The sequence below is a fragment of the Collimonas sp. genome (genome assembly GCF_039923675.1).
In the GTDB taxonomy this organism is placed as follows: Bacteria; Pseudomonadota; Gammaproteobacteria; order Burkholderiales; family Burkholderiaceae_D; genus Collimonas.
Window position 1 is genome coordinate 1 of sequence record NZ_JBDTCG010000055.1, and the last position, 22,697, is coordinate 22,697.

A 22,697-nucleotide genomic window follows, 5' to 3' on the forward strand; every position below is an offset into this window, starting at 1 on the left:
CATATTCTCCCAGCGTGTGTTCGCGCAAGATTTTGAAGTCGGCAAAAAAGGGACTTACGACTACTGGAGCAATCAATACAACACGCCCAAGCCAGGCAGTTGGAGTTTCTGGTCACCGGAGTCACCAACGGCGGAATATACAATTGGCAAAGGCATAAAGGCCAATACTACGTATTTCGGCAAGGTCGCGACGGTGCTGATGTGGCCTATCATGAAATTGGCGATTGGATTGGCCAACACCCGTATCAATGCGTTGCCACCGAACGTGTGGAAGATTCCGTTGGACGCGCCAAATCTGCCCGAAACTTTTAAGCCCAAGGCGAAGCGCTTCGGTGTCGAAAGTGAACAATTCGACCAAGGCTTCGACGCCCCTGGTCAAACGCGTGACCAGAAGCGTGTACGCGAAGATGACGATCCGTATGCGGGAGACAATGCAATCAATCCAAAACATACCGAGGGCACGACAGAGCCGCGAGATAAAACCGATGCTGCCAAGGGCGACAAGGACAGCGAAGCGAGCTTGCGTTATGAATATCACGCGCTGCTGCGTATGCAGGCCAAGCGCGAAGGCAAGTATGCGAACGACAAACAGGTTACGAAAGAAGACAATCCAGAAACCGCCTCCGACGACTACAAGGCCTGGCAGCAAAAACAAATCAAAACAACGCTGGCAGCGAACGTCGATTCCCATGCCACTGACCATTCAACTATCATGACCAATGGTATGCATGCGCAAAAGGCGCTGGCCTATGACGTGGCAATCGGCAACTGCCATATTCCACAAGATGATTTACATACACTGCGGATCGTAGCGGACTGGCGCTTCATGAAAGGCTTAGACAAAGGCGACCCCAACAAAGTATTTGAAAAATATTTTTTAAGTGGGAAATTCATGAATGTGCCGACCTATGAATGGGCACATACAAAAGGCAGCGGCGGAACAGACGGCAGCATACCCGATTCGATCACCGATCAACGCGAATTTGCGCGGGGCCATCAATGATGAATAACATGATCGCTACTCGCAATAAGCGGTTGGGCTGGGCCGCGCTTGCTTTCTTGCTCGCTATGAGCATCGCATTCTGGTTCAATTGGCACGCGGATACCGGTACAACACAAATAGTCACCAATGGAGAACTCATGACCCGCATTTTAGCGCTACCTACTCTCGCTGCCGTCGCCGTGCTGGCATTGTTGACCACGTGTGCTAGTGCCCCCCTTGTTGCGACGGCAAATGCTGCTGCCCCGGCGATAAGTGAGCCGTCCAAGCCTTTCATGGCTCAGGTAGTTGGTTTGCAGTGGCTCAATCCCTTGCAGCGACGCGATTACTCTACCGAATGGCAATTGCTATGGACATTGGGGCTAGTGCAGCCAAACAAAAATGACGATATGGTGAAAGCTAATCCAAAGAAATATTCAAAACTTCAACCCATAGGAATCATCGCTTACGGAAATAATGGAAAAGAAACTTTTCAGGGATATTTTGAAAAATATGTTAGCGAGTTAGTATTTAAGTTCCGCGATATTTATTTTTCGAATTCCAGTTACTTTTATAATGCGCATTCTCTCGACGACAAGAGGACGTGGCGTGAACTAGCTGGCATCCATGTCGAATACGCGCTGCCCAAAGACATGCTCGATCCAGGCGAAACGGCCAATTTCACACGAGACACTATTATCGATGCATTCGACATCGGTAACGTTCATTTTCCCAAATCTTGGAGCCGAAATACGCCACCTGATGTGCGTGTGACCATGGGCGGACCGAACGCTGGTTTTACTTCGTTGGCGGGGGCGCTGGACTATCTGCAATCACACCCAAAGGAAACCGTCTGGGTCATGAACTGGGATGCGCCGAGTTTTCCGCCCAAGGATGAACAGATCAACGAAAACATGGTGCTGCTAGTCTTGGCTGGCCCCGGTTACAACACCGAACGCGCAGCGTTGGCGTGGGTCGGCTATCCAGCCGTCAAGACCGTAACCGATTTTAATGCTGAGAAGGGCAAGCCGTCCCGCATCGTTCAAGCCTGGAAAGCTGTGCTGGACAGCGCCACCCACAACGCCGGTAAGCAGGATATTGATATCGGTTATGTGATCCACGACGCCAACAATACGCAACCTGACTCGGGAGATCGTATTGGCAATCTGGCGCAGACGCTTACCAAAGAGCTGGTCGAATTCGATTTCAAAAAGCAGACATTCAATACCTCGGCCTTGCTGGGGGAAATGGGGGCCGGTACTGCCTTGACCAATGTCGCTCTCGGCATTGCTTACGCTAACCATTTTGGCAAGAATGTGCTGGTGGCTGGCACGAGTGATGCTGCGCATCCTACGGCTGTGCTGATCGTGCCACCGGCAACTGTGCGCCCCATCGATCCGGACAAGCCGTGGTTCCGCGCCCGTGGCGAAAACAACGCTTATTTGCCATGGTGGGGTATCCGCCACGATGCTGGTCCGCAGCAGCAAGGTTATTCAAAGTAACGTTTTATAAGCAGGGAAAATGCGTATGCGTGGAGTTATCCGTTTGAACTATCCCATCAGCCACGGTGACAGGGTGACGTCGGCTGCGCCGAACAGCAAGGTAATGGGCTTGCCAGTGGCGCGCAAGGGAGATCGTTGCATCTGCCAGATAGTTGGTCACCAATGGAGAACTCATGACCCGTATTTTAGCGCTACCTACTCTCGCCGCTATCGCTGTGCTGGGGTTGCTGACTGCGTGTGCAGCTACACCCGTGATTGCCACAGCGAACGCCGCTGCGCCCGTGGTCGCTGAATCTGCCAAACCTTTTATGGCGCAAGTCGTCGGCGTGCAATGGCTCAACCCCCTGCAACGACGCGATTATTCGACTGAATGGCAATTATTATGGACGCTTGGATTAGCGCAGCCAAACAAGAATGACGACATGGTGAAGGCCGAGCCTCAAAAATTCACGAAACTTCAAGTGATTGGATCGATAGCCGCTGGCAATGATGGGGAAGAAACTTTTGATGGCTATTATGAAAAATATGTCTATGAATTGATCAGTATTTTCCATGATAACTATGGCGCTGATTCGCGTTATTTTTATAACGTCCACTCGCTCGAAGACAAGAAAACATGGCGTGAGCTGGCTGGTATTCATGTCGAATTTGCGCTACCGGCGGGGAAACTCGAACCTGTTTACGCCGCTAATTACATGCGAGATAGAATTACCAATAGTTTTAGAATTGGCAATCCCAATTCCCCTACTCTCTGGACCCGCAACACTCCGCCCGATGTACGCGTGACGATGGGTGGCCCGAACGCCGGATTCACTTCGCTGGCGGCAGCATTGGATTACCTGCAATCACATCCGAACGAAACCGTCTGGGCCATGAATTGGGATGCACCTAGCCGTCCCAAGGACAAACAGCTCAACGAAAACATGGTGCTCCTGGTGCTGGCCGGCCCTGGCTATAACACCGAGCGCGCAGCCTTGGCCTGGGTCGGCTATCCAGCCACCAAGGCCGTGGCCGATTTCAACGCTGAAAAAGGCAAACCACCTCGCGCCGTGCAAGCCTGGAAAGCCACAATGGACGCCGCAACCCATAACGCCGGCAAGCAAGATACCGATATCGGTTACGTAATCCACGACGCCAACAATACCCATCCGAATTCATCGGACCGGATCGGCAACCTGGCGCAAACACTCAGCACCGAGCTGGTCGAGTTCGATTTCGCGAAGCAGACCTTCAACACGCCGGCATTGCTGGGCGAGATGGGCGCCGGCACCGCCTTGACCAATGTAGCGCTCGGCATCGCCTATGCCAACCATTTAGGCAAGAATGTGCTGGTTGCAGGCACCAGCGACGCTGCGCATCCAACAGCAGTGCTGGTGACGCCGCCCGCCAAGGTTCGCCCTATCGATCCGGAAAAATCCTGGTTCCGTGCCCGTGGCGAAAGCAATGCCTATTTGCCGTGGTGGGGGCTGCGTAACGACGCAGGTCCGCAGCAACAAGGATATTCCAAGTGAAGTCATAAGAATCACAATGAGGTTCCAACAATGAAATTGTTCCAGACTACAAGTGCTATTGGTGCGTCAATTATTCTTTTCGCCGGCCTGTTTGCAGGCTGTGCATGGGCTGATACAACAGGCGCGCAGCCTGCATTGAGCAAGCTGTTCGATCAAGCTCTGCCACAGGGATGCGATCCAGAAGCACGGGCAGAAGTGATGGCACGCGCCAATGCCGGCGACATGAAAGCGCAGCATTTGATCGGAATGCAGGCATATTTAGGTGCTTGCGACAAGGATGGGGACTCTAACCGGAAAGAGACCATTTACTATTTGTCGAAATCCGCTGATCAATTCTACCCGCCATCCATGTTCCATCTCGCCGAGAATCTCGGTTTTGAAGGGAATCGATCTTATCAAGCCAATGTAAAGAGGTTTCGCCTGTACCTTGGTGCCGCAGAACGCGGTTTCCATAAAGCGGAATTCAATGTAGCCATGTATTACTTTGACCAACGATCAGTCATGCACAATGATCCCCAAGCCTATGCCTGGCTCTCCCAATGTGCATTACACGACAGGGAATTTTGTACGGACGAGGATATCGCAGCGGTTCGTGCGAGGATGAACAAGCGAGATATGGAAAAAGCGGAGCAGCTAAAAGTTCGACTTTTGGAAAAAATGAAAGCGATTCCGAAATTCGAAGATGTGCGTTGTTGTTCTGGCGGCAGTTCCGGCTTCGGCATGCGGCGAGAGTGAAAAGCTTGTCATGCTGAAGAAAGCGCGGGCAGGGGAGCTGCATACGCGTGACGTCACCTATTTATACTGAGGAAAATCGTGAAATTTCAAAATGCAAAAATTGTAACCGGCGCTTCGCTGATCTTGTTCGCTAGCTTGATCGCAGGTTGCGCTTCGAATGCTACGGTAGACACACCATCGGCATCTTCCTATGAATGTCAGCCAAAACCGGTAGCTGGATTGCCAACTGCAGGGAACGGCGCTTACGGCTGCCATTTCCAGCTGCACGATACCGTCACCAAGGCGATATTGGCCAACACACCGTATCGGCTCGATGTCAATGCACCTGCCAAGCCCGGCGCAGTAAGAGGCGAGACGGTTGCCACGCTCGATGGCGTCACCGATTCCCAGGGGCGTTCCGGATTTGTGCGCGCGCCATTTCCCATCAAGCCGGAGCTGCTTCGATTTGTCAAAGTAATCGGCAGCGGGCCCTATGGCAGCTCGCCGCGTCTGTTAAGTCCTATAACCGGCTTGGCTGTACCCGGCCTTTTATATTACGTTAAAACCTGCGAGGGGACGTTCAATGGCGCTGCAGATGAACAAGGTTATGCACCGATGTTTAATACGAAGACCTCGTGCGCTATCGATGCTACGTTTTATATGAAAAGATGAGCATCGGTCAGTAAATACAATGCGTGGCAAAACTACGCAAGACAAAATCACATCAATTGATGGAAGCAGGGAGGGAAGCATGCGTGGTGTTATCCGTTTGAACGATCCCACCAGCCACGGCGGCAAGGTGGTGTCGGCGGCGCCGAACAGCAAGGTCATAGGCCTGGCCGTGGCGCGCAAGGGGGATCGCTGCGTCTGCCCGATCCAAGGCCATCAGGATTGCTTGATCGCCGAAGGTGATCCCGAAGTATTGATCGATGGTATCCCTGTTGCCTTCGATGGCCACAAGACCAACTGCGGGGCCGTGTTGATCTCCACCATGCCGAATAGCGGTCGCAGTTAGTCCTGCGTATCGCGGCAGTGCGGCCATTACCTGGTCGTCGCAACATCCATCTAGTTTTCGCACACCCTGCTCATGCCTCGCATCAAAAAACAAGCTGACTCCAAGCCATACGATCCGAAAGCCAGTCAGCGCTTGACGATTGAAGCAATGCAGCAGATCGCTGTCGCTCGTGGCGGTCGCTGCCTGTCCAAGACCTATGTCAATGTCACGACACCCTTGCTGTGGCAATGTGCCAACAAACACCGATGGCATGAAATGCCCTGCTATGTAAAAAGCGGCACCTGGTGCAAGGATTGTGTGGCCGCTGTATGGTTGAAAAAAATGCAGGTAATGGCGAAGGAACACGGCGGCCGCTGCCTGTCCAAGACCTACGTGAATAGCAAGACACCTCTACTTTGGCAATGCGCCGGCAAGCATCAGTGGCAGGCCTCGGCGAATCGTACATCGCTGGGCCAGTGGTGTCGGCTTTGTGTTGCCGACAAAGAGCTGGTGGCCATGCGACGGATTGCTAACGAACTCGGTGGCCGCTGCCTCTCCGATACCTACGTCAATACAGAAAAATCAATGTTATGGGAATGTGCCAAGGGACATCGCTGGCCTGCCACGCCTAACAGGATTAAAGTAGGCAGATGGTGCCCCAAGTGCCGTTACGATAAAAAGCGAGGAAGCCTGGAAGGGATGCAGGCGCTGGCGCAGCAACACGGTGGCGAGGTGCTATCGAATGTCTATGTCGGCAATAACTCCAAACTGCGCTGGCGTTGCGCCCGAGGTCATATCTGGGAGTCGTTGCCACGGACAGTTACATCAGGATCATGGTGCCCGAAATGCCAAAACCGAGGTATCACACTTGAAGATATGCAAGTTTTGGCGAAAGCCAAAGGGGGCCGGTGCTTGTCAGAGAGTTATGTCAACATCCTCACATATCTTCAGTGGCAATGCGCCTTAGGCCACGTCTGGCAAGCCAAGTTGGTTAATATTCGTCGCCATTGGTGTCCGATCTGCAATGGAACCAGATTGAGCATTGAACAGATGCAGGAAGACGCACAGAAACATGGCGGCCACTGCTTGTCAAAGGTCTACAAAAATGTATTCACGCCACTGACATGGCAATGTATTGAGGGCCATATTTGGGACGCGAAACCGGCTGGTATCAGAACAGGTTCTTGGTGTCCAGAATGCCGCCGTACTGAGCTAGACGTCAAAAAGAAACTGGATGCCAAGAAGAAGAAAAAGCGGTTTTCCTTGCCGAATCTGCTGTAACCGCTTCCCTGTGCTCATAAATGTCGCACAAAATGCGTCATTTTGCGTTAACCCGTTGCAGCCAATTTCCCCGCGAACCCCGCGTAGCCTGAGAGCTTGGCGTTTTTGCGAACTGCGTTAAAAGCAGTGCATTTAACCTCCAGCGCAGGCGTGGGGGGACTGCAATCGAAAGGTCGGGATCAACGGTCTTTTCATGGCAGGGCAACAATGTCGGGACGTAAAAAAAGCCGCGTAAAGCGGCCTGAGACGATGCACACGCTGCCGTAACAACATGACAGCGGGGCTGGTATACCGTCAGCGCCCGGCGCGCCTGAACGCCTCCTGTTCCCTCTGGTAGTCATCCCGGCATTCCGTATTGCAGAACAGCGCCCCATGGGCGACCTGTTCGTCACAGTAATGGCAGTAGCCATCGGCCTCCAGCTGGGGCGTGCGGCGCGCATGCGCACAGGCTACCGTCAGATCCATGGCAATGCGCCACTCGGCGCGGTCGGCTACGTCGCTCATGCTGTTTTATTTCCTTCCATGTTCCCTAACGTGTACTCATCGAATCTCACGATCTCTTCTCCCATCCATTCATTCATCATTAAAAATTGCGATTGCAGCGGCACCAGCTCGTTGCGGGCGAACACGCGGGCCGCTGGCTCCACGGCGCCGAAGCCGCCGGCATTGCTTGGCATGATCCCCATCAGTTGCGGCGGCACCCGGTGTGCGGCCAGCAGGTCGTCCCTGGTCACGCCCTTGATATTAAAAAACTCATCTTTGGCGGCGACCTCGGACACCGGCAGGATCTGGATGCCGTCTTTCTTGCCCCCTGGTGCGTACATGAAGACGTTGCGGAAATTGCCTGGTCCCTTGCTATCCCGTAGCGCTGTGCGCAAGTTGTCCACGTCCTTGATGTTCTGGGCGGCGTCCGTCATGTAGAGGATGAAGCCGGCGTGAGAGCCGTTCTTGTAATACTTGCGACGGAACAGCGTGGCCGACTCGTTGAGCCAGGCCGATTGCAAGGCCGACAGGTACTGCGGCAGACCGTACACCTCCTGGTTCACGTCCGGGTCCATCAGGTGGAATACAGCGCCCTTGGCAAACGCATGTTCTTGCTGCCAGCCGGACACGAAGTAATAGGTATCGAGATCCTTGCCACGCCGCATATATTTCGCCAGGGAGTGTTTTAGCTGGAGGATCTGACCAGCGCGGCTAGCGCGCTTCTCCAGGTAGGCATTACCGAAAGTCAGGAAATCCAGCGTGAACCGTTTGAAGGCATCCCGCGACAGGCATTTGTGCGGCACAAAGGTCGACGTGAGAATGTTGGCCTTGAAGTGGATAGCGCTGCTGTGGTGGACGCTGGCGTTAAACGATTTTGCTAATCCTTGCCAACTGACCGGCGGTTCGTACCATTTGCCGTTGAGCCAGCACTCCAGGCTTTCCATAATGTCGGCGTGATCCAGCACCGGCGTCGGGTCGCCAAACGAAAACGCTTCCACCGATGGCGCGGCCTGTGGTGCTGACATGTTGGTCGCCGGCGGCGCCGTCGCGTGCTGGCGTGCCTGTGGGTTGATATTGTGTCGTCGCTGTTTCTTCATGCTGTAAAAATCTCCATAAATGAGGTGGTGCTTTCCGATATGCCTTCTATCGGTTCGTGATCGAGCGCGTGCATGCAGGCCCAGGCCAGGTCGGCGTGGCCTGTCTCGGCAGTGCGGCCGGCGTCGAAAGTGACGTGCCGGCCGCTGGCGGTGATGGTTTTACGGATGGCCATGAAGGCCGCAGACAGGTCTGTTGCGCCGGCGTCGAATTCCAGACGGCCCTTGCTGATGACATCCTTGGCCTTCAACACCATGCGGGTCTTGACTTCGGGCGAGTAGTTGATTGCGGTGGCGCCTGGAAAAAATTGTTTCACTATTGGAAACACGCCGATCCCCATGCCGGTGGTATCGATGCCGATGTACTCGACCTGGTAGCGCAATGACATTTGCCGGATGGCTTCCGCCTGGGCAGCGAAGTCCATGCCGCGCCATTGGTGGCGCTCCAGCACACGGAACTTGCCGCCATTGATGAGCGGCGGCGCCAGCACCACGCAACCGGCGCTATCCCCACTCAAGGAGGGGTCGTAGCCGATCCAGACCGGGCGATAGCCAAACGGCCGCTCTGCAAACGGCTTGTAGTCCTCCCAGGCGTCCCAGGCATCGACCATGCAGCGTTGCAATTCCGCCTGCGGAAATATCGACTTGGTATCGTCGATAAAATTACACATCAGCAAATTATCGAACTGGTCGGGGCTGTATTCGTAGTCGCGCAGTTGATCCAGGTCGAACAGATTGCAGCCGCCGGCCTCGGCGTCCAGGATGGTCACGATCTGGCGCCAGATCTTGTCCTCCCCCGTAAAGCCCCCGGACAGTTTTAAGTGCGAGATATCGATCTTGGCCTTATTCTCCTTCTGCAGCCGGGCGCTGAAGTCTTTCCCTGTCCAGAATGGATACGCCTGGTGATTCATGGAAGACGGTGTCGAAAAGTAGGTCTTACGCCATTTCTTCTGAATCGCCATGCCGGAGGCCACCTTGTTTAGCTCCGTAAAATTGTGGGTCCAGAAGAATTCGTCAAAATAAAAATTGCCGTGGTAGCCCTGGGCGGTCCTGGCGCTGGTCCCCAGGAAGTACAGATGCGCGCCATTGGGCAGCACAATCGGGTCGCCGGACAGCTCCACGCCGGCCGCTTCCTTGGCGAACTGGACGATGTACTGTTTAAAAACGTGGGCCTGCGCCTTCGACGCCGACAGAAAAATCTGATTGCGGCCGGTCGCCAGGGCGTCGGCCAGCGCTTCACGCGCAAAATACCAGGTCGCGCCGATCTGACGCGATTTCAGGATGATGCGGGTTCTCTCATGGCCGTTGCGATACCAGACCTTCTGGTAATCGAACAGGGAATCGCGGAAGGCGTCCAGTAGCTGGCTTTGCTGTTCTTCGCTGAAGTCGTTGCGGGTCGGCTTCTTCTTCGGGCCGGCGTTGCGGTTGTCCAGGTTCGGATTGAGATCGGCCTCATTACCGCCACTGTCATAGCGGCGCTTGCGCGACATCTGCACCAGGGAGCGCGTGAGCAGGTCGATTTCCTTGAAATCGCTGCCGGATTTGACCTCTTTGCTGACCAGCTGGACCATGCGCGCTTCGATCTGCCCTTCCACGCGATCTATCGCCGTCGACAAGTGCCATTTATCCCGTTCTTTCCAGCTGGCGACGGTGCTGCGTTTGAGTTTCAAATGCTTGGCGATGGAAGAGATGCGCCAGCCCTGCCAGTACAAGGCGCGGGCGGCGTCGCGCATGGCGGCTGGGTCATTGGAGACTGCAGCCAGCTTTGCCAGCGTGCCTGGCGCGCGCGTGGCGCTGCGTTTGGCTGGTTTTAATGGGACAGGTTTGATTAACATGCCGCAAGCGTAGAGGGCAACGCCTGTAAAAGCCTCTGCCGGAAAGTCGGTAAGGCTGTTATCAACCCGCTGCCGATTGTCCCCACGCGCAGCAACGCCGACCATGGCGGTATTCGAATTTTTCATTTTCCAAATACCGACACCATGGCAAAGCCGACCACCACTGCTCCTGTTCCTCAGAAATCGAAATTCTTCCGCGTCGCCGTCGAAGGCGCGACCACCGACGGCCGGGTCATCGACCGCACCTTCATCGAGCAAATGGCCGCCAACTTCGATCCGCAGGTGTATGGCGCCCGCATCTGGGTGGAACACCTGCGCAGCACCTGGGCCGATGGCGCCTTCAAAGCCTATGGCGATGTAACGGCAGTCAAGTGTGAGGAAGTCGAGCTGGGCGGCGTCAAGAAACTGGCGTTGTACGCGCAGATCTCACCCACGCCGGAACTGGTCGCCATGAACAAGGCGCGCCAAAAAATCTATACCAGCATCGAAATCAATCCGAAATTCTCCGACACCAATGAAGCCTACCTGGTCGGCCTGGCTGTGACCGACAGCCCCGCCAGCCTTGGCACTGAGGTTTTATCGTTCGCCACCAAGAACCCCGGCAACCTGTTTACGGCGGCGGAAGAAACGACGCTGGAATTCGAGGAAGTCCCCCAACCTGAAACCGAAGGAATCACCTTGTCCGACACCATCAAAAATCTGTTGAAACGCTTTTCTACCAAGACTACCGGCGACGATGCGCGCTTTGGTGAACTGGTCGGCGCCGTCGAGACCCTGGCAACGCATGCGAATCTCTGCGCGGACGAATTCGCGGAAGAAAAGAAGCGCGTCGACACGCTGGAAGCTGCCTTGCAAAAGGCGAATGAAGACTTCGCGGCATTCAAGCAACACGTCGAATCGACCGATGCGAGTTCCACGCACCGGCCAACGGCTGCCGGCGGCGATGGCTTGATCGAAACCGACTGCTAATCCACGCCGGCCACGCGCCCTAACACGACCATCGCCCTATATCACCAGGAGTCCCCCGCATGAAAAAAATCACCCGCGTCGCCTTCGACAAATACACTGCCCGTCTGGCACAGTTGAACGACACTGGCAACGTCGCCAAGACCTTTGGCGTCGCGCCCAGCGTGCAGCAAAAGCTGGAAACCAAGATCCAGGAATCCAGCGAATTCCTCAAAAGCATCAATATCATCGGCGTCTCCGAACAAGAAGGCGAAAAAGTCGGCCTGGGCGTCTCCGGCCCGACGGCCAGCCGTACCAATACCGACAAGGGCGACCGCAAGACCCGTGATTTGACCGCCCTGGACAACCGTGGCTATCGCTGCGAAAAAACGAACTTCGATACCCACGTCAAATATCAAACCTTGGACGCCTGGGCCAAGTTCCCCGATTTCCAGCAGCGACTCGCTAGCGCCATCCTGACTCGCCAGGCGCTGGACCGCATGATGATCGGTTTTAATGGCCGCACCGTGGCGGCGGACACCGACATCGATAAAAATCCGCTGTTGCAAGATGTCAACAAGGGCTGGCTGCAGCACTATCGGGAACAAGCGCCACAGCGCGTCATGCATGAGGGTAAAGAGGCCGGCAAGCTCATCATCGGCGCCGGCGGCGATTATGCGAATCTGGATGCGGCGGTGTATGACGCCATCAACCTGCTGGACCCTTGGTATCAGAAAGATGGCGGATTAGTCGTGATCGTCAGCCGCAACCTGATGCACGATAAATATTTCCCTCTGGTGAACACCAAGCAGGCGCCGACCGAGACGTTGGCGGCCGACATCGTCATCAGCCAGAAGCGCATCGGTGGTCTGCCGGCGATTGCCGTACCGTTCTTCCCGGACAACACGATTTTTACTACCCGCCTGGATAACCTGTCGATCTACTGGCAAGAGTCGGCGCGCCGGCGCCGGGTGGTCGAGAAGCCTGAGCGCGACCGCATCGAAAACTACGAATCGTCCAACGACGCCTATGTGGTCGAGGATCTGGGTCTGGGCGCCGTGCTGGAAAATATTGTCCTGGCAGCCTGATATGGAAAACGCCTCCCCAGCGCAACGCCACAAGGCCCGCATCCTGGCCGAGCGCGCTGCCGCCGACGCCGCCCCTGGCGGCATCACCGGCGGCAGCGCCTACGAGATGATGCTTTATAAATTGGCGAACGACCGCCGCAGCTTGAGCAACATCCAGTCAATGGAACGCAAGATTGAAGTCAAAACCACCTTGCTGCCCGAGTACCAGGACTGGATTGATGGCGCGCTGGCGAAGGGACACGGCGGCCAGGACGATGTGTTTACTGCGCTCCTGGTGTGGCATATCGACTGCGGCGAATATGCGCGGGCGGTTGAGATGGCGCGCTATGCCGTCACCCACAAGCTGACCTTGCCGGACCAGTTCAACCGCGATATTCCGACCATGTTGCTCGATGAATTTTCTGCGGCGTTCCTGAAGGGCAAGCTGGCCGGCGACCCGGTGGCTGCGGTTGAGATTCTGGCGCAGGTACAGCACATGACGGCGCACTGCGACGCCCCGGACCAGGCACGCGCCAAGATGTTGAAGGCCAATGCTTACGCAATACTGGCCGTGCTTGATTCGAATAGCGCCGAACTGTTGAAGGCATCCCAGCTGCCGCAGGCGGAAGCGGCCCACGCGCTGATGGAGCGCGCCGTGGCCTTGTTCCCCGGCGTGGGAGTGAAACAAACCATGGATCGCTTGCGCACGCGCATAGTAAAAGCCGTTCCTGGTTAAACGAGCACCCCCTGGCGCACGGCGGCGCGGGTCGATGAAGAAATAACGTTGTTATCTCCTTCTGACGCCCGCCCACCGCCGGTTTCTCTTCCAACAGTCGATGACGAAAGAACCCAGTATGAGTTTTATTGCCTTCGCGCCACCCTCTGCGGGCGGTGCTGTCAGCTTGCCGGACGCCGGCAGCGTGGAAAACGACGGTTTTTACCCTGACATCGTGTTGCAGGACATGCGCGAGAACATGCGACTAGACGGCACTGTCACCAGTGCGCGATTGGTTCAGGCGATTGTGGCCGCCGTGCTGCATGTCAATGCGGAGCTGCGCGACTGGAAGTTGACACAGATCGCCGCAGGCTTCGCGGCCTTGGCCGCCGTGCCGGCGGACCGGGTCAATCGTGAAAGTGTCAACATTTCCCACTATCGGCGCGCCGTCTACTGCTGGGCCAAGGCCGATCTGACGGAACGTTACCGAGATTACGACAGCACCGCGTCGACGCTATCCGATAAAAAGATGATGGAAGCGCTGGACAACGCCCCGTCCGAGCAGCGCCGTAACGCCCATTGGGCCATTGCCGACATTCTTGGCCGGTCCCATGTCACGGTGGAGCTGATCTGACGATGCTGACAATGACAGTACGCGCCCAACAGCATGACACGCTGGACCTGCTGTGCTGGCGCCACCTGGGCGCCACCGCCAACGTGGTTGAGGCGGCGCTTGAACGCAATCCCGGCCTGGCCGACCTGGGGCCGATCCTGCCGCATGGCCTTCTGGTCACCCTGCCAGAACCTACCGCAACCCCCACTAAAACCGCCCAAGTCGTGAACCTTTGGGATTGATTGGAGCATTGACTTATGGCAGAACCCAGCACCACCACCCTGGTCGTCACCAGCGCCGCCGGCATCGGTTTGTCGACACTGTTCCCTGGTATTGACGGTAATGCGCTGATTGGCGCCTTCGCCGGCGCCACGCTGGTGGCGATCTCCAGCAAGAATTTACCGGTACTGCAACGCCTGGCGTATATGGTCATTTCCCTGGCGATTGGCTACCTGGCCGCGCCCGAGGTGATCAGCAATACGCCGTTGAAACAATCGGGTGTTGCCGCCTTCTTTGCCTCGGCGGCGGCCATTGCGCTGACGCTGCACGGCCTTGACCTGATTAAAACCATTGAGTTGCCGGCCTGGCTGCGCAAAGGAGACGGTCATGACTAAAACGCTGACCTTGCTGGCGTTGCTCTCCTACGCCAGCACCTGCCTGCGACTGCTGTGTTACCGGCGCGGCCTGGCGAATCACCGTTTCCATATCTCCCTGGTGGCCTGGCTGCTGATTGTTGCCACCGGCACCAGCGCCCTGGAGATCCTGCTGGGTCCCGGCCGCGTCTCCTTCGGACAAACCGGCATCGCTTTGACTTTGTGTGTCCTGGTGCATCGCGCCCAGGGCAACGTCGCCAATATCATCAGGGGTATCGAATGACAACCACCACACCATTGACCGAACATTTTACGTTGGAAGAATTTACCCGCAGCGATAAGGCGCGTGTCCTCAGTATTGACAACAGGCCGGCCCCGGCCATCCTTGCCAATCTGCGACGCCTGGCGAAGTTTAACGAGCTGGTGCGTCTGGAGCTGGGCGGCGCTGCCATGGTGATTTCCAGCGGCTACCGCTGCCAGGCGTTGAACCGGGCTGTCGGCGGCGCGGGCAATAGCGCGCACCTGGATGGTCTGGCTAACGATTTCACGGCGCCGGCGTTTGGTGCGCCGATGGAGATCTGCCAGGCGCTGGAGAAATCCTATTTGCAATTCGACCAGCTGATCTATGAGCGGGTCGGCGGCGCCGTGTGGGTACATCTGGGCATTGCGATTGAGGGCAAGACGCCGCGCCGCCAGGTACTGACGATCGACAGCCGCGGCACGCGGATCGGTCTATGGAACTGATCGCAAAAGGCCTGATATCGGCCTTGGCAGTCGGCGCGCTGTGCCTGGTGATTGTTGTGCAGCGCGACGGCTTGATCGCCGCGAAGGAGCGCGCCACGCTGGCCGAGCAGGAGATCGGCCAGCGCGACACCGTCATTATCTCGCTGAAGGATGCAGCGGCCAGGAACAGCAAGGCTAGCGCCAAGCTGCAAGCCGCCCGCGACGATATCGCCGCCACCCTCACCGAACGAGAAAACCTCATTGAAAGCCTCATCCATGACAACCCACCGATACGCACCTGGGCTGAGTCTGCTTTGCCTGACGCTGTTGCCCGCCTGCGGGAGCATCCGGCCGCCACCGGCGCCGACGATTATCGTCAACGCCTGCCCGGCGATCACCCGCTGCCAGTTACCGGCAGCGGCGCCCAGGACTAACGGCGCCTTGCTTCTCTCCCTGGAGCGTGCAGAGGCCGCGTGGGGCATGTGTGCGGCCAAGGTAGACGCCGTTGTGGATTGCCAGGGGGATATCGACCGTGTACAAGCCAAAAAGCCTTAGAGCGCACCTGACAGCCGCCAGCGCCGAATTGCGGCAAAATCCCGACAAACTGCTGATCTTTGCGGACGGCGGCAACACGGTGGCCACCGGCACCGCTTCGCTGTCGTTTGAATATCGCTATAAGCTGAACATCATCATTACCGATTACGCCGGTAGCGAGGATGCCCTCATGGTCCCGTTGCTGGCTTGGGTGCAGGTACACCAACGCGACCTGCTGGACAATGCCGAGTTGCGCAAGACCGGTATCGGCTTTGATGTGGATTACAACAACCACACGTCGATAGACCTGGCGATCACGCTGGCGCTGACCGAGCGCGTGATCGTCAAACCGGCAGGCGCCGGCCGGCTGGAAGTCGTGCACCTGGCCGAGCCGCAAGCCACGCCGGTCTATACCGACGCATTCTGGCAAGCCTATGCGGGCGACGCGCTGCTGGCCGAGTGGCAGACGCCGGCGAACCCCGAATGAGCGACGATCTATCCACCCTGGAAGCCTGGGCCGGCACACTGTTGACTAAGCTCCAGCCAGGCCAGCGCCGTGTTGTCACGCGCAGGATTGCCCAGGATCTGCGCCGCAGTCAGGCGAAGCGCATCGCCAGCCAGCAGGCGCCGGACGGCGCGCCTTATGCGCAGCGCAAGCAGCGCAAGAATCTGCGGGGCAAGCAAGGGAGAATCAAACGGCAAAAGGCCGCGATGTTTGAGAAGCTGCGCAAGACCAAAAATCTGCTAACCGAGAATGATGAAAATCAGCTGTCGGTCGGCTTCTTTGGCCGTGTGGCACGGGTCGCCCGCGTGCATCAAGAAGGATTGGAAGACAAGGTGTCAAAAAAGGGACCGAACTATCGCTATCCGGCCCGGCCGTTATTGGGTTTCAGTGCTACCGATCAAGCATTGATTCGAGATTCACTATTGCTTCACTTGACTTGATTTACCTCATACTGCATCTGGAGCAATTTCCATCTTGGTAAAAAATCGTCCTTAATGCGCTCAAATTCCGGCTTCTGGAATACTTCAGAAATTGGCGTCAGCGCATGCAGTAAGGTACTAATCGACATGGACAAGGTGTGCGGCAAATCTTCTTGGGCTGGCTCAAATCGAAGATCACTAATTTCACCGGCCTCGTCCTGATACATATGTCGTGTCAATGCGCCTATTGTTGGATGTGCTGCATCGCCAGAGGTACTCCGGAAAACCGTATCGTATAGTCCCATCAGTCCCACATCCTTTGCAACGTCCTTTAGGATGTAACCGTTCGGCTTTCCGTTTGGGAAAAGCGCGTCGACGTCGTCTATCACTCGTTGCAGCGACGCTAGCGTAAAAGTTGAAAGTTCCGCAGCCGCTTCTGGATTGGAACTAAGTGCCTTGGCTACTTGCGATGAATGCTTTTGATGAGACTCAACTAATTTCAAAACGAAACTAGCGTCTTTCCCCACCGCAGCAAGGACAATTGCCGTTTCAGCACAACTTCTGACCAATGTACGTGCTTCCGAAGTCATACCTCGCTCGGCCAATAGAATTGCGGCCTGAAACGATTGGACTGCTCGACTAAAAAGCAGAGCAGCCGTCAACTGCTGTTTGTTGTCTTTCAGCGGCTGTAAATTAGTGAGAGCTAGAAAAGTAGTTTTGTTTAAGTCTGCAACCAGTTCAAACCACTCCTTAAAATCGATATGACTTTGATTGATGAAAATATGTAGATCGCCAGATAGAAAACCATCTGTTTTAAATGTCATTTTCTCCCCCTAGTTCGCTTTATACCAATATCTACTACATTTCCATTGAGCTATCCATAATACTCGCCAATTTATCTTAGAAAAGCTGTGTCAGCACATCCGCCGCCCAGTTGGTAATCACCAGTTCCCGGCTGACGCCAGGCTGACCATGGGTGCTGCCGATGCTGTATTTGATATCCAGCCCCAACATCGTAAAACCGTCGAACACGCGCCGGATATCGGGATGGTCGTTGATACTGACCATGACCTTGCCTTTGCAGGTGCGCATGAATTCCGCCATCTGTTCGTATTGCTCGATACCGAAATCCACTCCATAGCCCTCGGTTTGCCAATACGGTGGATCGCAATATTGAAAGGTATGAGGCCGGTCGTAACGCTTCATGCATTCCAGCCACGGTAAATTTTCGACATAGGTTCCGGCCAGCCGCTGGCGGGCGGCCTTCAGGTTGTCTTCTATCCTGGTCAGATCAATGGCCGGCGCAGTCGTGGCAGTACCGAAGTTCTGCCCTGTGACCTTGCCGCTGAAGGCATGCTGTTGCAAATAATAGAACCGGGCGGCGCGCTGGATATCGGTCAAGCTCTCCAGTCGCGCATCCTGCTGCCATTTAAAAAATTGCCGACTGGTGGTCCACCACTCGAACTGCCGCACGAATTCTTCCATGTGGTGCTGGACGACCCGGTACAGGTTGACCAGCTCGCCGTTGATATCGTTGATGACCTCGGTGCGCGCCGGTACTGGCCGCAGGAAATACAGCGCGGCGCCGCCGCAGAACACCTCGACATAGCATTCATGCGGCGGAAATAATGGGATGAGTTTATCGGCCAGGCGGCGCTTGCCACCCATCCAGGGAATAATCGGACTTGCTTGCACGGTCTGCTCCATAGTCAGATGCTCGATGGCATGCAGGTACGGGGCGCGTGGCTCTCAGGTGGTTCAATGTGCCGCATCGCGGACATTTAATGGAGAGGGCGATGTATTCACCTTCCCCTAATTTTCGGGAACAATTCCCACAACGGATTTCCTGCATTTGGGTATACCTGCGCGAATATGGTAGCCTTCGCCTCGCCTGTACAGGTGGCGCGGCCTTGGCCTTGCTTGCAGGATTGACTGCTGGCACGGTGGCGTGGTCGATGCGCAAACATCTCCCACGTCGCCGCGTTCTTTTTCCAGACCGGCACTGTATTACGTCCCCACGCAGTAAAACACCAACCAGCAGTCGGTAACGCGGATATCAACCCGCTACCAGGTGCGCCGATTTCGGCAACCCGGCAACATGCAATGCATGACTGCTGACACCTCCGAACTGCTGCGTTTAATCCTGAATCTGATCCGGTTCGGCACCATTGCCGACATCGATCACGACGCCCGGCGTGTGCGCGTACAGGTCGGTAAAAACACCACCACCTGGCGTCCCTGGATCACGTTACGGGCCGGCGATGCGCAGACATGGTTTCCGCCGTCCCTGGGCGAACAGGTCATTGTGCTGTCGCCCGAGGGGGATTTCGCCAATGCCGCGATTCTGCCGGCGATCTATTCCGACAAATACCAGTCCCCATCAACCAACCCGGCACACCACACGACCCGCTACAAGGATGGAACGGTCGTCCAGTACGACAGCACCGCGCACACCCTGACGGCCACGCTGTCGGACGGCACCAGCGTCACCCTGGCGCCTGGCAAAGTCACCTCGAACGCCGAAGACACCGAATGCACCGGCAACCTGCTGGTGCAAAAGAATCTGGTCGTGGGCCAGAACCTGACGGTCAACGGCATGTCGGCCTTGAATGCCGGGATGAACGTCCAGGCCGGCAAGGAAGGTGGCCCGGCGGCGATGATCCAGGGGATCTTGCGCGCCACGGTCGACGTGTTCGCCGGCACCGTCAGCCTGGTAAAGCACCCGCACGGCGGCGTTAAAAAGGGCGATGACGATTCAGGTGGTCCGAAATGATGAACGCCCGTACCGGCCGCGCCATGTCCCGCCTTGCCCACATCCGTCAGTCCCTGGCCGACATCCTCACCACGCCTATCGGTTCCCGCGTCATGCGCCGCGACTATGGCTCTGAAGTGCCGGAGTTGATCGACCAGCCGCTGAACGGCGCCACGGTGCTGCGCATCTATGCCGCCACGGCTTATGCTGTGTTGCGCTGGGAACGCCGTATTGCCTTGACTGGCGTGCAACTGCAACGCGGCACTGATGGACAGGCCACGTTGCTCCTGGACGGCGTCACCAATGAACAGGGTGTCCAGCTGGAAGTGCCTGTTGGCGCCGGGGCTGCATCATGAGCGCCGCTATCGATCTGTCGCAACTGCCGGCGCCGAACGTCATCGAGCCGTTGGACTATGAAACCATTCTGGCGGAGAACCTGGCCGACCTGGCGGCGCTTGGCGTCGAGTTGGACGAACTCACAGAATCCGATCCGGCAATTAAAGTGGTGCAACTGAGCGCTTACCGTGAGCTGAAGCTGCGCCAGCGCATCAACGAAGCTGCCCGCGCCCTAATGCTGGCCTATGCGATGAAGTCGGATCTGGACCAGATCGGTGCGAACATGGATGTCCCGCGCTTGCAGATCTGGCCGGCAGATCCCGACAAGGGAACGGCTGCCGTCATGGAAGAGGACGAAGATTACCGCCGGCGCATCCAGCTGGCACCGCAAGGCATGTCCGTCGCAGGCCCGGAAGGCGCGTATGTGTTCCACGCCTTAAGCAGCGACGGTCGCGTGCGCAACGCGACGGCTACCAGCCCGTCGCCCGGTCACGTGGTTGTCGCGATCTTGTCGCATGAAGGCGACGGCACACCCTCGCAGGAGCTGCTGGACATCGTCGCTGCCCGCATGCTTGATGACGGCATACGCCCGCTGACCGACTATGTCCAGGTCCACGCCGCTCAAGTTGTCCGCTACCAGGTGCACGCCAAGCTGTATAGCTTCTCCGGTCCGGACCCGTCCGTGGTCTTGACTGAGGCCATCAAGCGCATGCAGACATATGCCAAGGACGCACATCAGCTGGGGCGCGTGCCGACCCATTCCGGCATCGATGCGGCGCTCCACGTGCCTGGCGTTGAACGCGTCATTCTGTTGTCGCCGACCGACGACCCGGAAATTTCCAAGCTGGTGGCGCATTACTGTGAAGACATGCACATTGAGTACGCCGGCATCTGGGGGAAAGCATGACCAAGAAATTCAAATCCCTGTTGCCGCCCAATTCCACGTCGCTGGAACGGGCGCTGGAAGCGGTCACGGCGCGCATCTCGGACGTGCCGGTCCCGCTGCGCACGTTGCACAACCCGGACACCATCGCTATCGATCTGTTGCCCTGGTTAGCCTGGCACTGGTCGGTCGACAGCTGGAAATCCTACTGGACGGAAGAGGTGCGGCGCGCCCGCGTGCGCAACGCCATGAAGATCCACCGCCAGAAGGGAACGGCCAAGGCCGTCAAGGACGTGGTCGCTGCTTTTGGTGGTTCCATCCTGTTGCGCGAGTGGTGGCAAAAGACCCCCATGGGCGAACCGTACACCTTCGACCTGGTCATGACGCTGTCCGGCGCCGGCGGTCAGTCCGCGACAGCCGAGTTTGTCGACGATGTGATTGCCGAGGTGAACCGCACCAAGTCCATCAGGAGCCATTTTACGTTTACCCAGGGCATCGAGACGCAAGCCGCGATTGCCGTAGTGGCGACGGCCCGTCCTGTGATCTATGCCCGCTTAAATCTGACTGAAGCCGAGTAAAACCTATGCCTGGACTACAAATCATCATCACCAATGCCGGCCGCGCCGCTTTGGTCAATGCCGAGCACAACGGCACCGCCCCATTAAAAATTACGGAGATCGGCCTCACCGCCGCTGTCTTCACGGCGGACAAAGAAACGACCGCCTTGCCAGGTGAAATCAAGCGCATCAAAACAATTTCCGGCGAAGTCGTGGCTCCCGATACGATCCACGTCACTATCCGCGACGATGGCGCCGACACCTACGTGGTGCGCGGCATTGGCTATTGGTTGAGCAATGGCGTTCTCCTGGGCGTCTACAGCCAGCCGGAACCGATCTTGCAAAAGTCCACGCAGTCGATGCTGCTGCTGGCCGCTGACGTGGTTTTTGCGAACATCAAAGCCACTTCGCTAACATTTGGCGATGCCAATTTCACGAACCCGCCGGCGACTGTTGACCGCCATGGCGTGGTCGAGCTGGCAACACCGGAGGAAACCCTGATCGGGAAGGACGGCACGCGGGTCGTGACACCGGCCGGTCTGACCCCGGCGCTGGAACAGGTCATTACCCGTCACACGGAGGCGGCAGATCCGCACACGCAGTACCTCACGCCCGAGCGTGCTGATGTCCTGTACTTCCACAAGCTGGCGCCGGTAACCAGCAGCGATACCGACTGTGATGCATTACTGCAAACCGGCGTGCGCGATGTCTCGGTCGCCAATGATCGCGGCATCACGGCTGCGACGCATTTACCAATGGGCGCCGATGGCTACGGCACGCTGATGGCTGTCAACGGCGGCCAGTTCGTGCGCCAGGTGTATTCCGAAGGCGGCGTATCGCAACGTTCCTGGGAACGCACCGGCTATTTGGGTTCTAAAACGCCATTCGAGGGCCGTCCATGGAAGCAGATCTGGAACGCCGGCAATTTTGCACCAGGTGATTACGTCAAAAAGGCCGGTGACAATATCGATGGCGCGCTGTCCATCTCCGCTACTGCTGCCAGCCCTAGCTACGAAACGCCTACTCTGGAGATTCGGGAAGCATTGCGCGCTAAGGACAGTAAGGGCCGCGATATCAGCTATGCGCCGCGCATGTCCTTTCATTGGGGCGGCGTCTGCGTCACCCAGCTGCGGCTGACTGCCGCTAACGTTTTGGAAGTGGTCGGCGGCGACGGCACCTCCTATGGCGCAATGCAGGTCGGCAGCATCAATGCCACGCAGGGGGCAACCGTGGGCGGCAAATCTGTCTGGCATGCCGGTAACTTCGATCCGGCCTCCAAGCAAAATGCACTCGGCTTTAACCCGGTCCAGCAGGCTACTGGCATTGGCCAGACTAATAATGTCGTCAAAATCGGCTGGTCGAATGGTAGCGGCGTGAAAGTCACAGTCGATGCCACCGATCAGGGTTCCGTTGTTTTTGGTGTGCAGCCAATCAAGCTCAATTGGAGCGGCCTCGGCGGTCAGCCAGCCTGGATATTTGGCGGCAATTCACCCGACGCGGTCAATGTCTACAACCCGTCTAATTTCAGCGTCAACTATGCCAATACTGCAGGCCGCGCCACCGCCGCCGATTGGGCGCAACGGGTCAGTAACAACGCTGATTTGATGCAGTTTCAGTGGGCTGATCCAGGCGGACAAACTGCCTACGTATGGGGTAGCGATG

Annotated in this window: 29 protein-coding genes and 2 pseudogenes; 25 read left to right on the forward strand and 6 right to left on the reverse strand. The window is 56.8% G+C overall.

Annotated elements, in window-relative coordinates; translation table 11 throughout:
* From ABI171_RS11180 to ABI171_RS11215, 8 genes and pseudogenes are all read left to right on the forward strand, one after another.
* Positions 1–1,003 (forward strand): annotated as a pseudogene (locus ABI171_RS11180) (hypothetical protein); the annotation flags it as partial.
* Positions 1,000–2,481 (forward strand): virulence factor, encoded by a 1,482-nt coding sequence (locus tag ABI171_RS11185; protein ID WP_348092639.1) that lies wholly within the window; start codon positions 1,000–1,002, stop codon positions 2,479–2,481. The pseudogene ABI171_RS11180 and the gene ABI171_RS11185, both read left to right, overlap by 4 nt.
* 25 nt (positions 2,482–2,506) lie before the next feature.
* Positions 2,507–2,773: a PAAR domain-containing protein gene (locus tag ABI171_RS11190; protein ID WP_348092640.1), complete on the forward strand. Its 267-nt coding sequence runs from the start codon at positions 2,507–2,509 to the stop codon at positions 2,771–2,773.
* Positions 2,655–3,992 (forward strand): virulence factor, encoded by a 1,338-nt coding sequence (locus ABI171_RS11195; protein ID WP_348092641.1) that lies wholly within the window; start codon positions 2,655–2,657, stop codon positions 3,990–3,992. The genes ABI171_RS11190 and ABI171_RS11195 overlap by 119 nt, the downstream gene beginning before the upstream one ends.
* Before the next feature lie 30 nt (positions 3,993–4,022).
* A complete protein-coding gene (locus ABI171_RS11200) occupies positions 4,023–4,727 on the forward strand; it encodes a hypothetical protein (RefSeq protein WP_348092642.1) in 705 nt (234 codons plus the stop codon).
* A 78-nt stretch (positions 4,728–4,805) separates the two neighbouring features.
* Positions 4,806–5,378 (forward strand): hypothetical protein, encoded by a 573-nt coding sequence (locus tag ABI171_RS11205; RefSeq protein ID WP_348092643.1) that lies wholly within the window; start codon positions 4,806–4,808, stop codon positions 5,376–5,378.
* 79 nt (positions 5,379–5,457) lie between these two features.
* Positions 5,458–5,721, forward strand: coding sequence for a PAAR domain-containing protein (locus tag ABI171_RS11210; protein WP_348092644.1), 264 nt, complete (start codon positions 5,458–5,460; stop codon positions 5,719–5,721).
* 72 nt (positions 5,722–5,793) lie between these two features.
* The gene (locus tag ABI171_RS11215; RefSeq protein WP_348092645.1) at positions 5,794–6,981 is read left to right on the forward strand and encodes a hypothetical protein; all 1,188 of its coding nucleotides are present in this window, start codon (positions 5,794–5,796) and stop codon (positions 6,979–6,981) included.
* Positions 6,982–7,275: 294 nt separating this feature from the next.
* Here ABI171_RS11215 and ABI171_RS11220 read toward each other — a convergent pair whose 3' ends face one another.
* The 3 genes from ABI171_RS11220 to ABI171_RS11230 are packed head-to-tail and all read right to left on the reverse strand — an operon-like array spanning position 7,276 to position 10,291.
* On the reverse strand, positions 7,276–7,485 hold the full coding sequence (locus ABI171_RS11220; protein ID WP_348092646.1) for a hypothetical protein: 210 nt from the start codon (positions 7,483–7,485) through the stop codon (positions 7,276–7,278).
* Complete coding sequence (locus tag ABI171_RS11225) at positions 7,482–8,645, reverse strand: phage portal protein (RefSeq protein ID WP_348092664.1); 1,164 nt, start codon at positions 8,643–8,645, stop codon at positions 7,482–7,484. Before ABI171_RS11225 ends, ABI171_RS11220 begins: the two co-directional genes overlap by 4 nt.
* Entirely contained in the window at positions 8,558–10,291 is a 1,734-nt protein-coding gene (locus tag ABI171_RS11230; protein WP_348092665.1) for a terminase ATPase subunit family protein, read from the reverse strand. The genes ABI171_RS11225 and ABI171_RS11230 overlap by 88 nt, the downstream gene beginning before the upstream one ends.
* A 246-nt stretch (positions 10,292–10,537) precedes the next feature.
* Between ABI171_RS11230 and ABI171_RS11235 the strand changes: the two genes are divergently transcribed.
* The 12 genes from ABI171_RS11235 to ABI171_RS11290 all read left to right on the forward strand — a co-directional run bounded on the left by ABI171_RS11235 (position 10,538) and on the right by ABI171_RS11290 (position 16,528).
* Positions 10,538–11,362, forward strand: coding sequence for a GPO family capsid scaffolding protein (locus ABI171_RS11235; protein WP_348092647.1), 825 nt, complete (start codon positions 10,538–10,540; stop codon positions 11,360–11,362).
* Between the two features lie 59 nt (positions 11,363–11,421).
* Complete coding sequence (locus ABI171_RS11240) at positions 11,422–12,426, forward strand: phage major capsid protein, P2 family (protein WP_348092648.1); 1,005 nt, start codon at positions 11,422–11,424, stop codon at positions 12,424–12,426.
* Between the two features lies 1 nt (position 12,427).
* Positions 12,428–13,141, forward strand: a complete 714-nt coding sequence (gene gpM / locus ABI171_RS11245) for a phage terminase small subunit (RefSeq protein ID WP_348092649.1) — start codon at positions 12,428–12,430, stop codon at positions 13,139–13,141.
* A gap of 118 nt (positions 13,142–13,259) precedes the next feature.
* Positions 13,260–13,754: a head completion/stabilization protein gene (locus tag ABI171_RS11250; RefSeq protein WP_348092650.1), complete on the forward strand. Its 495-nt coding sequence runs from the start codon at positions 13,260–13,262 to the stop codon at positions 13,752–13,754.
* 11 nt (positions 13,755–13,765) lie between these two features.
* Positions 13,766–13,975: a tail protein X gene (locus ABI171_RS11255; RefSeq protein WP_348092651.1), complete on the forward strand. Its 210-nt coding sequence runs from the start codon at positions 13,766–13,768 to the stop codon at positions 13,973–13,975.
* 15 nt (positions 13,976–13,990) lie between these two features.
* Positions 13,991–14,347 carry a putative holin gene (locus ABI171_RS11260; protein WP_348092652.1) on the forward strand — a complete coding sequence of 119 codons (357 nt, stop codon included), beginning with the start codon at positions 13,991–13,993 and terminating at the stop codon, positions 14,345–14,347.
* A complete protein-coding gene (locus ABI171_RS11265; protein WP_348092653.1) occupies positions 14,340–14,609 on the forward strand; it encodes a phage holin family protein in 270 nt (89 codons plus the stop codon). The genes ABI171_RS11260 and ABI171_RS11265 overlap by 8 nt, the downstream gene beginning before the upstream one ends.
* The gene (locus ABI171_RS11270; protein ID WP_348092654.1) at positions 14,606–15,070 is read left to right on the forward strand and encodes a D-Ala-D-Ala carboxypeptidase family metallohydrolase; all 465 of its coding nucleotides are present in this window, start codon (positions 14,606–14,608) and stop codon (positions 15,068–15,070) included. Before ABI171_RS11265 ends, ABI171_RS11270 begins: the two co-directional genes overlap by 4 nt.
* Positions 15,061–15,483 carry an Rz-like lysis system protein LysB gene (gene lysB, locus ABI171_RS11275; RefSeq protein WP_348092655.1) on the forward strand — a complete coding sequence of 141 codons (423 nt, stop codon included), beginning with the start codon at positions 15,061–15,063 and terminating at the stop codon, positions 15,481–15,483. The genes ABI171_RS11270 and lysB overlap by 10 nt, the downstream gene beginning before the upstream one ends.
* Positions 15,377–15,604, forward strand: coding sequence for an Rz1-like lysis system protein LysC (gene lysC / locus ABI171_RS11280; protein ID WP_348092656.1), 228 nt, complete (start codon positions 15,377–15,379; stop codon positions 15,602–15,604). The genes lysB and lysC overlap by 107 nt, the downstream gene beginning before the upstream one ends.
* A complete protein-coding gene (locus ABI171_RS11285; protein ID WP_348092657.1) occupies positions 15,582–16,070 on the forward strand; it encodes a phage tail protein in 489 nt (162 codons plus the stop codon). The genes lysC and ABI171_RS11285 overlap by 23 nt, the downstream gene beginning before the upstream one ends.
* On the forward strand, positions 16,067–16,528 hold the full coding sequence (locus ABI171_RS11290; RefSeq protein ID WP_348092658.1) for a phage virion morphogenesis protein: 462 nt from the start codon (positions 16,067–16,069) through the stop codon (positions 16,526–16,528). Before ABI171_RS11285 ends, ABI171_RS11290 begins: the two co-directional genes overlap by 4 nt.
* Here the strand turns inward: ABI171_RS11290 and ABI171_RS11295 are convergent.
* From ABI171_RS11295 to ABI171_RS11305, 3 genes are all read right to left on the reverse strand, one after another.
* A complete protein-coding gene (locus tag ABI171_RS11295) occupies positions 16,516–17,331 on the reverse strand; it encodes a DUF5677 domain-containing protein (RefSeq protein ID WP_348092659.1) in 816 nt (271 codons plus the stop codon). The genes ABI171_RS11290 and ABI171_RS11295 overlap by 13 nt on opposite strands.
* 76 nt (positions 17,332–17,407) lie before the next feature.
* Positions 17,408–18,214, reverse strand: a complete 807-nt coding sequence (locus tag ABI171_RS11300) for a DNA adenine methylase (protein WP_348092660.1) — start codon at positions 18,212–18,214, stop codon at positions 17,408–17,410.
* Positions 18,147–18,359, reverse strand: a complete 213-nt coding sequence (locus ABI171_RS11305) for a Com family DNA-binding transcriptional regulator (protein WP_348092666.1) — start codon at positions 18,357–18,359, stop codon at positions 18,147–18,149. The genes ABI171_RS11300 and ABI171_RS11305 overlap by 68 nt, the downstream gene beginning before the upstream one ends.
* A 255-nt stretch (positions 18,360–18,614) precedes the next feature.
* Here ABI171_RS11305 and ABI171_RS11310 point away from each other — a divergent pair, with 255 nt between their 5' ends.
* The 5 genes and pseudogenes from ABI171_RS11310 to ABI171_RS11330 all read left to right on the forward strand — a co-directional run.
* Positions 18,615–19,280 carry a phage baseplate assembly protein V gene (locus ABI171_RS11310; protein ID WP_348092661.1) on the forward strand — a complete coding sequence of 222 codons (666 nt, stop codon included), beginning with the start codon at positions 18,615–18,617 and terminating at the stop codon, positions 19,278–19,280.
* On the forward strand, positions 19,280–19,615 hold the full coding sequence (locus tag ABI171_RS11315; RefSeq protein ID WP_348092667.1) for a GPW/gp25 family protein: 336 nt from the start codon (positions 19,280–19,282) through the stop codon (positions 19,613–19,615). Before ABI171_RS11310 ends, ABI171_RS11315 begins: the two co-directional genes overlap by 1 nt.
* Entirely contained in the window at positions 19,612–20,502 is an 891-nt protein-coding gene (locus ABI171_RS11320) for a baseplate J/gp47 family protein (protein WP_348092662.1), read from the forward strand. The genes ABI171_RS11315 and ABI171_RS11320 overlap by 4 nt, the downstream gene beginning before the upstream one ends.
* Positions 20,499–21,056 (forward strand): phage tail protein I, encoded by a 558-nt coding sequence (locus ABI171_RS11325; protein WP_348092663.1) that lies wholly within the window; start codon positions 20,499–20,501, stop codon positions 21,054–21,056. The genes ABI171_RS11320 and ABI171_RS11325 overlap by 4 nt, the downstream gene beginning before the upstream one ends.
* Before the next feature lie 5 nt (positions 21,057–21,061).
* Positions 21,062–22,697 (forward strand): annotated as a pseudogene (locus tag ABI171_RS11330) (hypothetical protein); the annotation flags it as partial.

What these genes read in the sequence shown, in the direction of transcription:
- ABI171_RS11235 (WP_348092647.1), top strand. Translation starts at nt 10,538, where the DNA reads ATGGCAAAGCCGACCACCACTGCTCCTGTTCCTCAGAAATCGAAATTC.
- ABI171_RS11195 (WP_348092641.1), top strand. Translation starts at nt 2,655, where the DNA reads ATGACCCGTATTTTAGCGCTACCTACTCTCGCCGCTATCGCTGTGCTG.
- ABI171_RS11255 (WP_348092651.1), top strand. Translation starts at nt 13,766, where the DNA reads ATGACAGTACGCGCCCAACAGCATGACACGCTGGACCTGCTGTGCTGG.
- ABI171_RS11295 (WP_348092659.1), bottom strand. Translation starts at nt 17,331, where the DNA reads ATGACATTTAAAACAGATGGTTTTCTATCTGGCGATCTACATATTTTC.
- ABI171_RS11240 (WP_348092648.1), top strand. Translation starts at nt 11,422, where the DNA reads ATGAAAAAAATCACCCGCGTCGCCTTCGACAAATACACTGCCCGTCTG.
- ABI171_RS11230 (WP_348092665.1), bottom strand. Translation starts at nt 10,291, where the DNA reads ATGCGCGACGCCGCCCGCGCCTTGTACTGGCAGGGCTGGCGCATCTCT.
- ABI171_RS11265 (WP_348092653.1), top strand. Translation starts at nt 14,340, where the DNA reads ATGACTAAAACGCTGACCTTGCTGGCGTTGCTCTCCTACGCCAGCACC.
- ABI171_RS11220 (WP_348092646.1), bottom strand. Translation starts at nt 7,485, where the DNA reads ATGAGCGACGTAGCCGACCGCGCCGAGTGGCGCATTGCCATGGATCTG.
- ABI171_RS11250 (WP_348092650.1), top strand. Translation starts at nt 13,260, where the DNA reads ATGAGTTTTATTGCCTTCGCGCCACCCTCTGCGGGCGGTGCTGTCAGC.
- gpM (WP_348092649.1), top strand. Translation starts at nt 12,428, where the DNA reads ATGGAAAACGCCTCCCCAGCGCAACGCCACAAGGCCCGCATCCTGGCC.
- ABI171_RS11210 (WP_348092644.1), top strand. Translation starts at nt 5,458, where the DNA reads ATGCGTGGTGTTATCCGTTTGAACGATCCCACCAGCCACGGCGGCAAG.
- ABI171_RS11310 (WP_348092661.1), top strand. Translation starts at nt 18,615, where the DNA reads ATGACTGCTGACACCTCCGAACTGCTGCGTTTAATCCTGAATCTGATC.
- ABI171_RS11315 (WP_348092667.1), top strand. Translation starts at nt 19,280, where the DNA reads ATGAACGCCCGTACCGGCCGCGCCATGTCCCGCCTTGCCCACATCCGT.
- ABI171_RS11290 (WP_348092658.1), top strand. Translation starts at nt 16,067, where the DNA reads ATGAGCGACGATCTATCCACCCTGGAAGCCTGGGCCGGCACACTGTTG.
- lysB (WP_348092655.1), top strand. Translation starts at nt 15,061, where the DNA reads ATGGAACTGATCGCAAAAGGCCTGATATCGGCCTTGGCAGTCGGCGCG.
- ABI171_RS11260 (WP_348092652.1), top strand. Translation starts at nt 13,991, where the DNA reads ATGGCAGAACCCAGCACCACCACCCTGGTCGTCACCAGCGCCGCCGGC.
- ABI171_RS11325 (WP_348092663.1), top strand. Translation starts at nt 20,499, where the DNA reads ATGACCAAGAAATTCAAATCCCTGTTGCCGCCCAATTCCACGTCGCTG.
- ABI171_RS11190 (WP_348092640.1), top strand. Translation starts at nt 2,507, where the DNA reads ATGCGTGGAGTTATCCGTTTGAACTATCCCATCAGCCACGGTGACAGG.
- ABI171_RS11270 (WP_348092654.1), top strand. Translation starts at nt 14,606, where the DNA reads ATGACAACCACCACACCATTGACCGAACATTTTACGTTGGAAGAATTT.
- ABI171_RS11305 (WP_348092666.1), bottom strand. Translation starts at nt 18,359, where the DNA reads ATGCAGGAAATCCGTTGTGGGAATTGTTCCCGAAAATTAGGGGAAGGT.
- ABI171_RS11320 (WP_348092662.1), top strand. Translation starts at nt 19,612, where the DNA reads ATGAGCGCCGCTATCGATCTGTCGCAACTGCCGGCGCCGAACGTCATC.
- ABI171_RS11185 (WP_348092639.1), top strand. Translation starts at nt 1,000, where the DNA reads ATGATGAATAACATGATCGCTACTCGCAATAAGCGGTTGGGCTGGGCC.
- ABI171_RS11300 (WP_348092660.1), bottom strand. Translation starts at nt 18,214, where the DNA reads ATGGAGCAGACCGTGCAAGCAAGTCCGATTATTCCCTGGATGGGTGGC.
- ABI171_RS11200 (WP_348092642.1), top strand. Translation starts at nt 4,023, where the DNA reads ATGAAATTGTTCCAGACTACAAGTGCTATTGGTGCGTCAATTATTCTT.
- ABI171_RS11215 (WP_348092645.1), top strand. Translation starts at nt 5,794, where the DNA reads ATGCCTCGCATCAAAAAACAAGCTGACTCCAAGCCATACGATCCGAAA.